Here is a 16106-nt window from a genome sequence, read left to right as displayed (position 1 = left end):
TAGACTTGGTCTGTGCAGGTCTTTTGGTCGCAATAATACAGTCATTTCCCTGTTTTCAGGGTGGTGTATTGTATTTAGGACTGGCATAAAGGCAGTTTGAGCCTTGGATCATAACAACGAATGTTGCGCTCGTTGTGGTTTTAATCAAGAGTGCTGCAGAATTACTCGCACCATTGCTCACGGGCAGCCACAAACATTGCCAGAGTCGTCAGTTATGCAGCTTTATCACTATATTGAACAGCTGGAAAACCTGCTCAGTTGTCCGGTGGACGTTGAGTTTGCCGTTAACCGCCAGGGCGAAGTGGTCATCCTTCAGGTTCGCCCGGTTACCCGCCTTTCCGGGGGCAAACAATTTTCCGCAGCCAGGCCCACGGAGTTTATCAGTTCTGGCAGGCTGGTGAGTGAAGGGCTGAGCCAGGGGCCGTTGATCCGGTTACGACTCGGTGTGTCCAGCAGTTCAACATCAGCCCGTCTGTCGTTCTGTTGATGTGCACGAAAATACATTGGGTTGGCAAGCGCCCTGCCAATAAGCTGGCAAGTTGATGTCTCATCATCGTTGCGCCTCAGTACCTGAAACTGTTGACCCGGCTGTTTGGTGATCGCCTGCTGGTGGCCAATGCCAGAGGTTACTCTTCAATTTATGGCAGGTAACCTGCCAACCACTCCATCATCCATGCACCTCAGTTGAAGGTAAATGATCCGCCAGGAAAGATGTTGCGCTGCAGGCTATTGCGTGGCCCGGATTGCCATGGACTTTGTCAGAAGGCGTCGGCTGTTCATTAATATATTGGCCACAGAGACACAGAGTTAACCCCTCGTGGTCCCCCCGTGGGAATGCATACCGTACTGACAGTTTGCTCCTGAGGTTCACAGTTGCAGGCCAGTCCATGCATTCCCACAGGGAGCCAGGGTGCAGGAACAGGACTCTGTTTTCCGATGTTTCTGTGGTGATTGAGGAGTAAAGATGATGGATTTGACCACCAACTATATGGGGTTAAACCTTAAAAATCCGTTAATAGCGGCAGCGAGTCCATTGACGTCTACATTGAAAAGTATCCAGCGTCTGGAAAAGGCAGGTATTGCTGCGGTGATTCTGCCTTCCCTGTTTGAAGAACAGATTCGCCAGGAAGAGGAAGAACGGATTGCCCTGTCCAGAAATAACCTGTTGCCGAAGGCCAGCTCTTTTCTGCCTGCAGGCCTGACCCTGGAGCGTGGCTCGCAGGCATATCTGGACACCATTCATAAAGCCAAAGCGGCGGTGGATATCCCGGTCATTGCCAGCCTGAATGGTTGCTCAGAAGGTGGCTGGATGGATTATGCCCGACAGATTGAGCAGGCTGACGCTGATGGTATAGAGCTGCATATTTATTACAATCCACCCTCACTGGATATTACCGGACGTCAGGTTGAAGACGTCTATCTGGACGTCGTAAGAAGTGTAAAAAACAGTGTCACCATTCCGGTTGCCCTGAAAATTGATCCATTCTTCAGTGCCTTTGGCAATATGGCCAAACAGTTTGATGAGATTGGTGTTGATGCACTGGTGATGTTCAATCGGATGCTGCAGCCTGACTTTAATCTCAACAACATGCAGGTTGAAACCAACTGGCCAATCAGCAAAGCCGGTGAGATCGGTATTCCACTGCGTTGGATCAGCGTGCTGCACGGCAAGATCAATGCCTCTCTGGCGGCCACATCCGGAGCCTATGACCATGAAGACATTATCAAATATCTGCTCGGTGGTGCGGATACGGTGATGCTGGCTTCTGCATTGATCCGCAATGGGGCGGACTATGTGTCCGTGCTGTTAAAAGGCCTGGAAGTGTGGTTGAAACAGTGGGATTTTGCCGGGCTGAATGACATACGCGGGTTGATGAGTCAGCGTTCTGTGGCCAACCTGGAAGCCTTTGAACGAGCCAACTACATTCGTACCGTGGATGGAGCGAGGAAGCGCTGACCTGTTGCCTCGTTCCCATGCTCCGAGGGTGTCGCGAAAGACAGATCAAAAGCTGTTTTTGGAACCACAGAGGACACAAAGAACACTAAGTCTTTGAAAAAATGACTTTGTGTTCTTTGTGTCCTTTGTGGTTCCAGTGCTTGTGCGGCTTTCGCGACAGCCTCGCTCCGTGTGGGAACGAGGTGGAACAGTGGTGAGTTTCAGGAATGCCCGGTAAATAGATATGCAGGTAACTACGAAGATCACAGAGGAAATAGAAAATTTTTTGTATAGTGTTTTTTATTAATAACTTTTAATGTCTTTTGTTTTTCCGTTTTTGAAAAAATTAAAAAAACCAGACAATCCACAGGCTAAATTCTGGATATAACATATACTGAACAAACCACAATGATCAATAGGTTGTAGCAAATGATCTGGAAGATTCTGTTTCCCATATTTGTTATGAGTTCTGCACTTTTGGATATTGGGTGTTTAGCCGCTGCACCAATATATGAAAATAAACCAGGCGTTTGCTTTTTAAAAAACAAAATCTTTAATGTCGTTGTTGGTGAAGAGTATAGTGCACCCATTCGATTTGGTGCATTGGAAGCTAACAGTACCAAGAGAGACTCTGTGTATTTCACAATGAAGGGCGACGATTTGCACTATGGCTTCACTCTTACCCTTAATCTGACAGATCCTGAACACTCCAGAAGGCTGTACTATGAGGTAAAAAACTTGCTCCCAGCAGTCAGGAAAACGTTACCTGAACCCAGGTTTACCAGAAATAGTGTTGATATCATCGGATCCTGTGATCAAGATCATTTTGTGATTATATTACCCCAGGCAGGCAATGAGTTTTCTTTTTTCAGGAAAGCGAATGAAAAGAGCGTGCCTCATGGTTCAGGGCTTATGGTGGAAGGGCATCTTATTTCATCGCATTTATCCGACGATTCTTTTGAACCTACGGATAAGAAATTAAGAGTAAGCTTCAGCTCTTTTGCTGACAGGCTTATGGAAAAAAAGCTGAGTAATCTGGAAGAGCAGCCAGAAGTTCCTGCGGTTATTGTTGAGCTTGAAGAGGGTAAGATGGTTCAGGAATTATTGGATATGAAAACTGATGAATATTATCATTCTGCAAAAATGTATGAAGAGAAATATGCAAAAGTAACCAGAAAAGATCATCAAGTGTTAAAGGATATTGATAGACAAATTGAAGATTTAGAAAAGGCCCATGTAGCCCTTTACAAACAGATTGAAGAAATACTGAGGGATTTTCAAAACCAGATAGAGCAGATCAGTTTAAGATGATCAACCAAGCGTTTCATGGGTAGTGACAACCGATGTTTTTTCCTTCGCCAATCAGGCTTTCGATAACGACCTTCAGTATTTCCATTGCTGCTACCTCATCGGCCCCTTCGATCGTCATAGTGATTACGTCGTTTTTGATGATACCTGCAGACATCAGTTTCATCAGGCTTTTGGCATTGGCCTTATGTCCCTTATTCTCAACGGTGACCGTGCTGGAAAATGCGTTACAGGCTTTGACAAATACAGTGCCAGGGCGAGTATGCAAGCCGTTTTCGTTGGTTACTTTGATTTGTGCAGTCTGCATGGTTTTCGGCAAAAATATCAGCTTAAGTGAGTTTGACCCAATGCATGTATCGAAAGGGGTTAACTACTTAATGCTCCCACAAAATAGTTTTCATGTTAATGATCCCTGTCATTTTTAATGAACATGTTGGTAGTAAAAACCCATGAACGCTTTGACAAGATAGAAGACACTCTTGCCATCATTGTGAACCACCTACAGAAGTAACAGCCACGTATAACGGCTTCCACAGGACTCCGCCTGTGAAGCAGGTGTTCAGTGTTCCCGGCATGGAGGCACCTCCACCGTCGTCGTTAACGACTGGGAATACTGTCCTTTAAGGAACTGTTCCGGAATAAGTGCAGCATTTGACAGTTCCTAAGTTCCAAATGCTGCCAAATCAACATCCTTCAAAAAATCGCTTTCCAGTGCTTCTGCCACCGTCATCCGTTGACTTGGGTCATCATGCAAGAGAGCTTTCGCCAGTCGGATTGCTTTTGGGTTAACGCGCATACTTTCCATTTTGGCAATGGCCAGATTCCGTCCAATGAGTTTGCATGCGACAGTCTGCGCAGCATTTGACAGGCCTGGTAGAAAGAAGTAATTCTTTCCGGTAAACATCTCTGTCAGCAACACGCCCAGAGACCAGGCATCTTCAGCCTTTAAGTTGACGTTTTGATAAATCAGGGCGTCGGGTGACCTGTAGGCAAGGGGGCAAAGAGCTGTATGCAGCACAAAGTCTGCCGGACTGCAATTCTTGGTTGTTAAATCAATCTCCGGGTCGCCCGCAGTTCTGGCTAAGCCAAAATCGATCAGTTTCAGGCGAGCTTCGCCATCAATCACAAAATTGTTCGGTTTTATATCCCGATGGACATAACCTTTATCGTGTAATGAAGCAACCGCTAAAGTAGCTTGTTTGAATAAGTGAGTAATCAGTTTTTCATCCCTTTTGGAGATGGCGTTAACTTTTGCAGGATCTTTCCCGGTCTGGGTTCTTGCTTTGTTAAACGCCTTGATTAAGGAATCCATACTTTTGCCATGAAGTGGCGTATAGATCACGCCTTCAACTAATTCATGGGGTATCACATAATCACCGGCGCATCTCAAGGCCGCTTCACACTCTTTTTCCGGGGAATTGACTTCTTCCAGCAGTAACTCCAACTCATCTTGTGCCTTAACCATTTGCCCAAGAGTGATGATGTTTTTGAAATAGAGTCTGGCTAATCCTTCAAATGCTACATTGCGACGAATAACGTCAGCTACTTTAGTCCTATCTGCATGGGGCTTTTTGGCTACCTTGAAACGGTGGTCATGGCGGCACAGTTCCGCACGGCCAAAGGAACCCTCACCCAGATCTTTCATAGGCTTGCCATGTCGATTCGTTAACGAAATAGCACGTTCAGACACCCGACGGAAATCTTTGTACCGAATATAAGCATACACTCGCTGGAGCTTTTTCTTGCAAGTCAGAGCCAGTTCTTCCAAGTCTCGACCCAGCCAACTGCATTGTTTCTCTGGAGTGGGTTCCTTTATACGGTGGGGATGATCTATCATGGATTTTGTTATTTTCATGGCACTATTCCCTGTTAATGTGAAATTTCACTATTACCTGAAAATTCCCTACAATTAGTTAAACATTTTTTTTCATATAGATGCCTGACAGGCTGGTCAGCCAGGGTAACACCCTGAATTCCATAGCGAAGTGGAATTCCCTTGAAAATGACTTTAAACCACATATTGCGGAATCAGGAATCACGGTCATCAATGTATTCCTGATGATCAACTATGAGTGTATACAGTCACTCTAAAGCTGGAGCAACAACGTTTCTGATCGTTAAACATAATCTGATTGTGGAACTTTTTTTTTGTCGGTTTGTCCATATCAGGGACAATGCAATGTTCGACGTGATTCCACGTTTTCCTGAAAATTGAATATTATTGAATGACTGACATTTTCCATGTGGAGTTATAATGGACGCTCTTTCGACTGTTACAACACCTCCAGCACCTTCACAATACCTGCAACATAAATCACCAACCCATGATTCATGTTCTCCAGAATCAGCAGTAAAAAAAGTTGAACCCCAACCAGAATTGTTAATATCAAACGAAAAGGATCAATTTTCTGATGCCACTACGACTAAGGAATACTCTGCATTCCGAAGCGTCTCGCCTCTGGCTTTGATGGGTGAAGATACTCTTGCATCTAATACTGATAAAGTGCGGAAAAGGCCCGGGTCTGAGAGTCTGGAAACGACTCTGGTTGCTCAGAAAGTGTTAAAAATAAGTGCTGATAATATCGAATATCAGGCAACTCAATTTGACATCGCTAACCAACACCCGAAGCATGAACATGAAGCGGCCGGAAGAAATAAAGCAGATGGTTTTTTGGATGGCAGGTTAGATAGTGTTAACCATGGCCCGCTGATCATGCAGGGAAACAGTCTGAGTGACTTCTGCATCGAAATCGATGAAAGCATAAAGGCTGTATTAGAATACCTGCAAAGTTTAAAAGATTTGAAAAGTATCAAAGACAACAAGGGTAATGTTATCGGTACGGGCTATTGCCAGTATTCGAATACACAGGAAAAACATAATCCAGATTTGCAGTTTAAATCGGTTGCACGGCTTTCCACACCTGAACATCTGCAAAAATTACAGGAAAAACCCGGGTTCTTATCAATTTTCTCCGGTATTAAGAAGTTACATCCTGACCTTGATATTCTTATGCTTGACCTACTCCGTCAGGATTTCAGAAAAGGAGGCAATGGGGCAACTGATTATTCATGGCATCAAGATACAGCACCTTTAGATAACCCGGAAGGTTTGGATATAAAAAGAACATTTATTCTGAAACTCACTGAGGGAGAGTCAGCTATGCAGGTTGCTGGCAAACCAATAACGAACTACGGTAAAGATGCCGGAAGCTGGGTTGATTTTCACGCAGGCGCTTATCACAGAAGTGTTGTAGTAGACGGTACCTGTCATCTTAAAATTGTCTGTTTCCTTGGCAAAATGCCTGACTGTGATGTTACTTCGGGTAACCCTGAAGAGTGTGCAACTCATGCAGCAAAGCCATCCGGCGATGCATTATCTGGCGAGCGCTTTACTCTTTACCAAAACTACAGGCGGTATGATGTTCAGCGTTTATCGGGTGATAAAGGAAAACCTGGCTCATGGCGAGAGGGTGTAAAACGTGTAGACCATGACTATTACCTGTTTGTTAACCTGAGAAAAAATGAAGATATTGATACTCGTCTCCAATACATAGACTATTTTGAAGACTCCGAGACATTTCACTGGCAGAGCCAGAATCAAACCTCCCCAAGTTCTCCTGTGGGTCAACGCTTCATCAATCACAAAAGTGAAGATTACCGTATTAATCTATTTGTTCGAAAGAAGGTGAAAGAGAGGAGCATTACTTTGCCATTTATGTATATGGGAAAAGCGGATTATTTTAGTAGTGTCGGAAGTAAACCAATGAATATCATCTGGAAATTACACAACTCAGTACCTTCACATATCTTGAAGGATTTAACTGAGGGAGAGTAGTGTCTGGATATCATGTTCAGAGATTATCCACAAGTGCAGAATTTAATGCAGCCACGTCGATGTATTTCCTGTGAACTGACAAGTAATGGACTTATTTTGATCGAGCTTTTGAAGCTTAATGGGTAGGCACCGTTACTGTCCAGCTGCCCCAGCATAGCCAGCCCTTTTCCGGCAGGGTGAAACCTGACTGCTTCTGTCTTCTGTTAATAGGATTCATAGGGCTTTTCCTAATGGTCAAATAGTGCTTTTTATCACAAAGTTTCTACTCGTTCCTACGCTCTGCGTGTGAACGTATACTCTGACAGTTGAAATAAAAAGCGGATTTTTAGACCAATTTGCTGCCAGCGCAGTAGTGCAGTCTATTCTCGGACAGCCTCCCAAGAACGTTTGTTCACCGGAATTTAAGTGATGGGTACAACAAATATCTAGCAGCAGTTCAAGGCTGATACCTGAGGGCGTCCGGGTTGTAGCCACCATTACTTTATCTTCTTCTTTTGATAATGACCACATTCGGCAAGTGGCGGCCTATCGCTGCTTGCTGCCTTTCAATTTCTTCATTAAAACTTAGTTCTTTTCAATAACCGAAATTTTTTCAGGTAAAAACTGGCCGTAAAAATGGCAAGCGGAAAAATAGGCAGGGAATATTTTCAGAAAGTACAGACATGGAGTCTTTGATAAATGGTGGGCCCAGAAGGATTTGAACCTTCGACCAACGAATTATGAGTTCGCTGCTCTAACCAACTGAGCTATAGGCCCTGAAGCGGTTGGATTATACGCATAGATTTACTCTGCCGCCAACCCTGTTATCGCCTTTTGCCGGTTTTTCCTTACAGTCCCCGCTGATCACTGCCGATTCTGTATAAGATCAGGAATCGGTTGGTAATATTCTGGATGCTATCCCACCTTCTTCCATCCAAATGGGGACATTGGTTCTTTGCCGTTGTGCTGGCTGGCGACCTGGTGGTGGGTAAAGCTTTGGTGGATAGTGCCCGGGAACTTTACGGTATCGCTGCTGCTGAACGGCTTACCCATTGGCAGAATCTGATGACCTACAGCAGGAAGCTGCCAGAAGCCCAGAAGCTGGTTGAAGTGAATGACTTCTTTAACCGCATGCGATTTGTGCATGATATTGACCACTGGGGGGAAGAGGATTTCTGGGCGACCCCGGTGGAACTGCTTGCCAGTGGCGCTGGTGATTGTGAGGACTTCTCCATTGCCAAGTATTTCACCCTCCGTGAGCTTGGCGTTGCCGATGAGAAGCTGAGGATCACTTATGTAAAGGCGGTTGAGCTTGATCAGGCCCATATGGTGCTCAGCTACTTCGCCAGCCCGGGGGAGGAGCCGTTGATTCTGGACAACCTGATCAGAGAGATTCGTCCCGCCAGTCATCGCAAAGATCTGGTTCCCGTTTATAACTTTAACGGTGACGGACTCTGGCTATCCCGACAGCGTGGTGAAGGGGTACGAATAGGTGAGTCCACTAAGATAAAGACCTGGACTGAGCTGCGCCGACGGCTACAGAAGTCGAACAGTCAGGGAAGACTGAATGATGGGAGCAGCTGATGGGTTGTTCTGTTTCCCCCGGAACTGAAAATGGACAGGGATGCCACCATGACACTACTTCGTGAACTGGCACTATCTTTAACATTGCTGTTGATTCTGTTGTTTGCTGGCAGCTTCGTGCTGTCAGTCAATGACGCCCGTCATTACCTTCAGGAACAGTTGAACTCTCATTCCCAGGATACGGCCACCTCCCTTGGTATTGCCATTGCTTCAGCCGGGGCTGGCAATTTTGCCGGAATGGATTCGATCATTGATGCGGTGTTTGATCGTGGTTACTACCGGCAGATTCGTTTTACCGATATGTCGGGCAAAGTACTGGTAAACAGTGAGCACCCGGGAACGTTAGAAGGTGTACCTGACTGGTTTGTGAAACTGATTGACCTCAAAACTCCGGCAGTCACCAGCGAGATCAACCGTGGCTGGGTGCCAATGGGGCAGCTTCTGGTGGCAAGTCATCCGGGTTATGCCTACCGCAGTCTCTGGTCCAAGGTGAGTAAAGATGCGCTTCTGTTCAGTGTCGGTTTAATCGTTGCCATGGTCGGATTGAATATGCTTCTGGGTGTGGTTCTGCGGCCTTTAGCAAGAATGGAACAGCAGGCAAACCGTATCTGTGACCGTCATTTTGAGATACAACCCGAGTTACCAAAAACCAGGGACTTACGCAGGGTTGTTCAGGCCATGAACCGTATGGCAGAGAAGCTGGAAAATGCGTTCTCTGAACAAGTGGCTCTGACAGAAGAGCTGCGTCGAAAGTCGGTCAAAGATCCATTGACCGGGTTGCTCAATCGACGGGCCTTTAAGAGTCGGATCAATACCGTGTTAAGCGAAGACATCGGCGAAGCGGGCGGTAGTTTGGTCATGATTCAGGTGAGAGAGCTGGAGGTGTTGAACCGTTGTTATGGACAGAAGTTTGTTGATGACCTGTTGTTGACCATCAGCTATTTGATAGGAAAAACCATGCTGCCCTGGCCCGAAGCCTTTTCTGGCCGCCGGAATGGATCCAGCTTTATGGTGTGTGTTCCCGCCTGCAGTGTCGGTGAAATCCGCAAGGTTACTGAACGATTATTCAAGGTCCTGGTGGCCATGGAGTTTTTCTCGTCACCAGAAGGTAGTAATAACCTGCATATTGCTGCAGTAACCCACCAGGGGCGCTGTTCCCCGGAGCTGCTGCTGGAGCATGGTGATAAGCAGCTGCTGGAACAGGAGGTCCGGGTTAAAAATTGTTGGGATGTTACAGATATCAGTGGCGAGTCTGGTTATCCGTACATGGGATGGAGTGACACTCAATGGGTCAAAGCGCTGGAAGAAGTGATGTCAGAAGGCATTATCGAGCTGTATGGCCAGCCAGTTATGGGAGTGGATGGTGAAGTAGCGTTTACGGAGGTGTTGGCACGGATAAAACTGGACGGTGAATTGGTCTCTGCCGATTCTTTCATGCCCGTTGTTGAACGCTGTGATTTACATGGCGAATTTGATCGCACCGTATTTTTTGCACTGGTTGATTATATGGATGACCGGGATGACTATCGAACCTACAGCCTGAATATTTCACCTTACTCCCTGATGGACGATGATTTTTATTACTGGTTGCTGGATGCCCTCAAACTGCGACAGGATCTGGCCGGGCGCCTGATTCTGGAAACGGCTGAGCGCACGCTTATGCTGGTGGGGGATCGGGTTGCAGAACGGGTGGATAAACTGGTGGCAACGGGTTGTCAGTTTTCTATTGATCATTTTGGTGTGTCCAGTCAGGCACTGACATTCCTGCAGATGATTAATGCCCATTACCTGAAAGTGGACGGCAGTTTTGCCAGAGAGCTGACGTCCAGCTATGAAAATCAACTGTATATAAGAACACTGTCCATGCTGGCTGAATCCCGGGACATTAGTGTTCTGGCCCAGGGCGTTGAACATGAAGAAGCATGGGAAGCATTAAAACAGTTGGGTGTTGCTGGTGGTCAGGGATATTATCTGGGGCATCCCGAGTTACTCTGAATTGTTCAACGGCAACTCAAAAGAGAACAACCGCCTCTGACACACTATAAAAGCAACTTATGGTAGACATTAAGGAACTCTTCATGACCATCAGACCCTTGCAATCAGTGTCAGGATCAATATAAGGCAGTTAGGCTATCCATATCGATACCGATGGTGCGTTGCGCTACCGAACGCAGGGAGGCTTGAAAGGCGATGCATTCGGGAAAAAGTGCTGGAGATAAAACCTGAGCCAACTATCAGCGGCAGGTAGTTCCTTTTCTTCTGGGTGAAATGAGCAATAGTTTCGAATTTATAGAACTTTTTGCGTCCAGGAAGGTCTCTTGAGCATGAATATTTTATCAGGCATACGTCATACCCTCATTCAACATTTTTCTCCTGTGTCCTTACACGCAAACGTTGCGGAGGATTGCTCTTTTTGCTTGGAAGGTATGTCCGACTCACGGAGCATTTCTGTCAGTATTTGCAGTCATCGTTTTCATTCATCGTGTATTAAGAAATGGCTGAAGGAAAGATCAGATTGCCCAATGTGTCGTCGTGATGTTTGTATTATTGCTGATACCGGGGCACCCCTCCACTATGCAGCCGCTCAAGGCCAGCAGGAAGCCATTGATGCTCTGATTGCCAGAGGTGCGGACGTCAACGCTCGAACCAAAGACGGGAAGACGCCCCTCCACTGTGCAGCCGCTCAAGGCCATCAGCAAGCCATTGGCGCTCTGATTGCCAGAGGTGCGGACGTCAACGCTCGAACCAAAGACGGGAGGACGCCCCTCCACTGTGCAGCCGCTCAAGGCCATCAGGAAGCCATTGATGCCCTTATTGCCAGAGTTGCGGACGTCAACGCTCGAACCAAGGAAGGAGATACGGCCCTAAAAAAGGCCAGCGACAATAAAAAGATAAATATCACAATGATCAAGAGTTTTGCTAATGCTGGATTTGATGTTAATGCACCATGTAATCATTTAGGTTCAACAATGCTTGTGTATGCCGCTGAGGTTTGTGATTGGGGGTTCGTCGACAAATTGAAGGCCAAAGGTGCTGATATTAATGGCCCCAAGGATATAGAGACTAAATATACGCCCCTCCACTTTGCAGCCGCTCAAGGCCAGCAGGAAGCCATTGATGCCCTTATTGCCAGAGGTGCGGACGTCAACGCTCGAACCAGATACGGGTTTACGCCCCTCCACTGCGCAGCAGCCAAAGGCCAGCAGGAAGCCATTGGTGATCTGATTGCCAGAGGTGCGGACATCAACGCTCGAACCAAAGGCGGGAGGACGCCCCTCCAATATGCAACCGAGAAAGGTCAGCAGGAAGCCGTTGATGCTCTGATTGCCTACGGTGCAACGCTCCAGTAGAGCACCACAGGTGCTCATGTCCGGGAAAACAGCAAGACAACGGTCAGTCAGCTAAAAATTACCGCAAAAACAGCAGTAACGAAACCGTTTCTAAGATGACTATTTGTGTGCTTTGTGGTTCAAAAATTAAAAGATAGTTGCTTGACAGGCTCTAACAGAAACTCGCACAACCACAATTATTAGAGGATAATGGCCGCTCGGAGCCTGTCGGACAGTCTTAAGTCTGACAGCCTCCCAGGTAAGCGCATCCATATTGGAACGCCATATTCAGAATAAAAGTCTGAGCGGTGACGAACGGAGAAATTATGGCGCTGGAAAAGATTAAATCGGCTTTTCATTCGGGTATGCAGAATATGTCGGGTCTTATCTATGGTAAAGCCCTGCTCATCGGTACTGGCCTTCTGATTCTATTTCTGTCTCTTGTTGGCTGGTACTGGAGTCAGGAGCCAGACCTGTTTTCAGTAAAGGCCAATGCCGAAAAGCTGGCTGCTGATAATGCTCAGAATGTCGTCACTGGCTATACCACAACAGCAACGCTTTATACCCTGGCGGGTACGCTTCTGAATAAGCCGGGTGGTTTCCTGCGCAATGACATCATGCCACCAGGCGTATTGATGGATAATATGCCCAATTGGGAAGTTGGTGTTCTGATTCAGGTGCGTGATATGGCCCGGGCACTTCGCAAGGACTTCAGCCGCTCCCAGTCACAGTCAAGGGAAGATTCGGACCTTGCGGTGGCTGAGCCTCAGTTTAATTTTGATGCCAGAAGCTGGATTCTGCCTTCCAGTGAACGGGAATATCAAAGGGGCATTAATAAGCTGAACAGCTATATGACCCGTTTGTCAGATCCCAATGACCCGGCTCAATTTTATGCCCGGGCAGATAATCTGACTCGCTGGTTGGGGGATGTGGAGACGCGTCTGGGCAGCCTTTCCCAGCGTTTGAGTGCCAGTGTTGGTAAACCGCGTTTGAATACTGACCTTGCGGGCGCAGCTACTCAATCCACTGACAGTGCTGTTTTGATTGATGTAAAAACACCCTGGTCACAAATTGATGATGTTTTCTATGAAGCCCGAGGCACTTCCTGGGCTTTGATACATCTTCTCAGGGCTGTCGAAGTGGACTTTGCTGACGTTCTGGATAAGAAAAATGCCACGGTCAGTGTCCGACAGATTATCCGTGAGCTGGAGGCTACCCAGGATACGGTTTGGAGCCCGATGATACTGAATGGTTCCGGCTTTGGCTTGCTGGCTAACCACTCTCTGGTAATGGCTAATTATGTTTCCCGTGCGAATGCCGCGATTATTGATCTGCGGCGTTTACTGGAACAAGGATAGTCATATTTTTATATGGGGGGCAATGAAAGCCCCCTGCTTTTGCTTCAATTCTGAATCCATCGCTTTGTGGTATTAAACAGCTTTACGGTCATATCAGTGACAGGCTTATAGGGTTTGGTCGCTTGATAAGTAGCGCGGCAAACGTTTTCATACACGCGAATGGAGATTTGTTTTCTCGGAACAGCCAACGTTTCAACCACAAAAAGAGCGACACTTGCTATCGCCGGAAATATTGAGCCCCTAAACTTTTCTGGCAATTTCTCATAAGGCAGAGTCAGCCATTTAAATATCTTTTGTGTATAACTGACGGTATATTCTTTTAATGATTTTTCTGCCGGACAGGATCGTGCTGTTATTGTTGCAGCTACACCCGTCATCGCCCCGGTAAGCGCTCCAATACCGGTAATGGTCATTACTGTGACGTAATAACCGGCAAAAAGGCCCGCATGCAATAAAGTAGTACACACTTTCAGTGGAATGCACAGAGCCCCGGGAACTTTTGACAGCAAGCGTTTGCCATGACGTTTTACCCTGGACATGAATGTTTCTGTTTTTTCAATAACCTCACACCTTCTAACGGATAGCCCATCACTGTTCCCTGAAGGCGCGTTACTTTCAGAGCAAGCTTCAGTGGTGGTACTCAAGCAGTCTTCAGATTGTTCATCGCTGTGATATACGTTCTCTGGAAGGAGGCTTTGAGCAAAGTGAGTACTGTTTGCTACCGCAATAGATGGGTTCATCGGGCATACCAAGTGGTGAATTCGATCATGTTTTCGGTATTCTGCAGGTTCTACTCAGTAACCAGCTTCTTTTTTAACTGATTGATTTTAAAAAACGATGGTTAGTTGCTGGCTTAGTGTTCTGTTAGGATTTATGTTCTTAGATGCAATATTGGCAATATGGTTCAAAATTTATGTCTGTTATTTCCTCAAGGCTTGAACAGCAACTGGTTTTTATCAAGGAGCTGGATAAACTCAAGGCGGTTTATCGAAAAACCATGGTAAAGTCTGATAACAGCCGACAGGAGAACAGTGCTGAACACAGCTGGCACATTACGGTGCAGGCGATGACTCTGAAAGAGTATGCTGAAGAGCCGGTTGATATTGGCCGGGTGATCAAGATGTTACTGCTTCATGATATCGTGGAAATTGATGCAGGAGATACATTTGCGTTTGCCGGGACTACAGAACTGGCTGGCCAGGCAACTAAAGAAATGCAGGCTGCAGAGCGTCTGTTTGGGCTACTGCCACAGGAGCAGGCTGATGAGTTCAGGGCGCTCTGGCTTGAGTTTGAGCAGTTACACAGCCCGGATGCCCGCTTCGCCAAAGCCATGGACTGCCTGTTACCCGTGATTCAGAATATGGATAGTGAGGGGGGGAGCTGGGCAAAGTACCAGGTTACCCGCAGTCAGGTTTTGAGACGAAACCAGTATCTGGAGCACCTGGCCCCCAGACTATGGCGTTATGTCCTTGAACAGATTGATCACTCTGTTCGTAATGGCTGGCTTCAGGATAGTTGATCTTACCGGGCTAGGAGCCCTCTGTAAGGAAACACCCGCCTGTTAAAAAGGTATTTACAGACTGACGCAGTGCAACAAAAGTGACATACTGCCGCGCTTTCCTGCTTTAGCAAGTTAACTATGCAATCGTCTTTCACTAGCAACTACCATCCCAAAAACCGGTTCAAGACAGGCCTGGGACACTTTGTCCTGTGGTTACTTGGCGGATGGAAAATTGAAGGAAACCTGCCTGAACACCTCAATAAATACGTGATCATCGTCGCTCATCACACATCAAACTGGGATTTTCTCATCGGTGTTGCTGTTAAGCTGATAACCCGGATACGAGTCCGGTTTTTTGCCAAGCACTCGCTGTTTTTCTGGCCCCTGGTTTTTTTGATGCGTCGGCTGGGCGGTATTCCCATTGAGCGTGATAAATCCATCAACCGGGTTGATCAGGCCATCGCAGAGATCAAAAACAGTGAACATTTCGTGCTGGTTATTGCACCTGAGGGCACCCGCTCAAAAGTGCAAAAGTGGAAAACCGGCTTTTATCATATAGCTAATGGTGCCAATGTTCCGGTTGTACCCATTGCCTTCGACTTTCAGCAGCGAAAGGTCATCATGGGCTCTCCCATGTCCATGTCCGGAGATATTCCCTCTGACTTTGCAAGAATGCATGAGTTTTTTCTTTCTCATCCGGGCAAGCATCCTGAACTTGGGTGTGATGGGCCATTTGAAACGCCCAATATATACAACAAATAATGTCCGGGCGATCTGTCAAAAAGGCGGTAGCTGCGGGAGTTACTTTTCTTTCCATGGTGGTTCCGATAGAGTGAAGCAACAATAAAAAGACAGTAAAGGACTCCCATGCCTCTGATTCAGTTTGTTACTCACGACGGCAACCAGTATGAAGCCGAAATCGACTCAGGTAGCACTTTGATGCAGGGTGCCGTTGATAACATGATCGATGGCATTCTTGCAGAGTGCAGTGGCGCTTGCTCCTGCGGTACCTGCCACTGTTATATTGATGAAAACTGGGCTGAGATTGTTGGACCTGCCGAAGGCATGGAGCAAGAAATGCTGGATGTTGTCCGTGAGCCCAGAGAAACCAGCAGACTGAGCTGCCAGATTGTCGTTACTGATGACATGGAAGGCCTGGTGGTTCATTTGCCTGAATCTCAATATTAAATATCCACACCCATAGGCCCTTAGGAACTTTCATTTAATAACTTCGACATTTCAGTAAGCGCTGCCCGCTTCCCGCCACCCGCTGCCC

The 16106-nt window shown here is 46.7% G+C and carries 14 protein-coding genes and 1 tRNA gene; 11 read left to right on the top strand and 4 right to left on the bottom strand.

Annotated features, from left to right (window positions below; translation table 11 throughout):
* The first annotated feature begins 103 nt into the window (after window positions 1-103).
* From KDK15_RS09465 to KDK15_RS09455, 3 genes are all read left to right on the top strand, one after another.
* Entirely contained in the window at window positions 104-487 is a 384-nt protein-coding gene (locus KDK15_RS09465) for a PEP/pyruvate-binding domain-containing protein (protein WP_257295110.1), read from the top strand.
* A gap of 477 nt (window positions 488-964) precedes the next feature.
* On the top strand, window positions 965-1957 hold the full coding sequence (locus KDK15_RS09460; RefSeq protein WP_257295109.1) for a dihydroorotate dehydrogenase-like protein: 993 nt from the start codon (window positions 965-967) through the stop codon (window positions 1955-1957).
* Between the two features lie 408 nt (window positions 1958-2365).
* Complete coding sequence (locus tag KDK15_RS09455; protein ID WP_257295108.1) at window positions 2366-3247, top strand: hypothetical protein; 882 nt, start codon at window positions 2366-2368, stop codon at window positions 3245-3247.
* Window positions 3248-3260: 13 nt separating this feature from the next.
* Here the strand turns inward: KDK15_RS09455 and KDK15_RS09450 are convergent, their stop codons facing one another.
* Entirely contained in the window at window positions 3261-3551 is a 291-nt protein-coding gene (locus tag KDK15_RS09450; protein ID WP_257295107.1) for an HPr family phosphocarrier protein, read from the bottom strand.
* A 354-nt stretch (window positions 3552-3905) separates the two neighbouring features.
* A complete protein-coding gene (locus tag KDK15_RS09445; RefSeq protein WP_257295106.1) occupies window positions 3906-5099 on the bottom strand; it encodes a protein kinase in 1194 nt (397 codons plus the stop codon).
* A gap of 399 nt (window positions 5100-5498) precedes the next feature.
* Between KDK15_RS09445 and KDK15_RS09440 the strand changes: the two genes are divergently transcribed.
* Entirely contained in the window at window positions 5499-7079 is a 1581-nt protein-coding gene (locus KDK15_RS09440; RefSeq protein ID WP_257295105.1) for a DUF3427 domain-containing protein, read from the top strand.
* A gap of 679 nt (window positions 7080-7758) precedes the next feature.
* Here the strand turns inward: KDK15_RS09440 and KDK15_RS09435 are convergent.
* A tRNA-Ile gene (locus KDK15_RS09435) sits at window positions 7759-7835 on the bottom strand.
* A 135-nt stretch (window positions 7836-7970) separates the two neighbouring features.
* On the opposite strand from KDK15_RS09435, the gene KDK15_RS09430 reads away from it, so the two are divergent.
* The 4 genes from KDK15_RS09430 to KDK15_RS09415 all read left to right on the top strand — a co-directional run bounded on the left by KDK15_RS09430 (window position 7971) and on the right by KDK15_RS09415 (window position 13329).
* A complete protein-coding gene (locus tag KDK15_RS09430; RefSeq protein ID WP_257295104.1) occupies window positions 7971-8642 on the top strand; it encodes a transglutaminase-like cysteine peptidase in 672 nt (223 codons plus the stop codon).
* Between the two features lie 30 nt (window positions 8643-8672).
* A complete protein-coding gene (locus KDK15_RS09425) occupies window positions 8673-10637 on the top strand; it encodes an EAL domain-containing protein (protein WP_257295103.1) in 1965 nt (654 codons plus the stop codon).
* A gap of 329 nt (window positions 10638-10966) precedes the next feature.
* Window positions 10967-11992: an ankyrin repeat domain-containing protein gene (locus tag KDK15_RS09420; RefSeq protein WP_257295102.1), complete on the top strand. Its 1026-nt coding sequence runs from the start codon at window positions 10967-10969 to the stop codon at window positions 11990-11992.
* Between the two features lie 305 nt (window positions 11993-12297).
* Complete coding sequence (locus tag KDK15_RS09415; RefSeq protein WP_257295101.1) at window positions 12298-13329, top strand: DUF2333 family protein; 1032 nt, start codon at window positions 12298-12300, stop codon at window positions 13327-13329.
* 44 nt (window positions 13330-13373) lie between these two features.
* Here KDK15_RS09415 and KDK15_RS09410 read toward each other — a convergent pair whose 3' ends face one another.
* On the bottom strand, window positions 13374-14069 hold the full coding sequence (locus KDK15_RS09410; protein ID WP_257295100.1) for a hypothetical protein: 696 nt from the start codon (window positions 14067-14069) through the stop codon (window positions 13374-13376).
* Window positions 14070-14242: 173 nt separating this feature from the next.
* Between KDK15_RS09410 and KDK15_RS09405 the strand changes: the two genes are divergently transcribed.
* The 3 genes from KDK15_RS09405 (at window position 14243) to KDK15_RS09395 (ending at window position 16018) form a co-directional block, all read left to right on the top strand.
* A complete protein-coding gene (locus tag KDK15_RS09405) occupies window positions 14243-14848 on the top strand; it encodes an HD family hydrolase (RefSeq protein WP_257295099.1) in 606 nt (201 codons plus the stop codon).
* Between the two features lie 120 nt (window positions 14849-14968).
* Window positions 14969-15592 carry a 1-acyl-sn-glycerol-3-phosphate acyltransferase gene (locus tag KDK15_RS09400; RefSeq protein WP_257295098.1) on the top strand — a complete coding sequence of 208 codons (624 nt, stop codon included), beginning with the start codon at window positions 14969-14971 and terminating at the stop codon, window positions 15590-15592.
* 105 nt (window positions 15593-15697) lie between these two features.
* A complete protein-coding gene (locus KDK15_RS09395; protein ID WP_257295097.1) occupies window positions 15698-16018 on the top strand; it encodes a (2Fe-2S)-binding protein in 321 nt (106 codons plus the stop codon).
* Window positions 16019-16106 lie beyond the last annotated feature (88 nt).

This window comes from Endozoicomonas sp. YOMI1 (assembly GCF_024606345.1).
In the GTDB taxonomy this organism is placed as follows: domain Bacteria; phylum Pseudomonadota; class Gammaproteobacteria; order Pseudomonadales; family Endozoicomonadaceae; genus Endozoicomonas.
The sequence above is the reverse complement of the archived record's forward strand: the minus strand, read 5'-3'. Positions and strand labels throughout refer to the sequence as shown.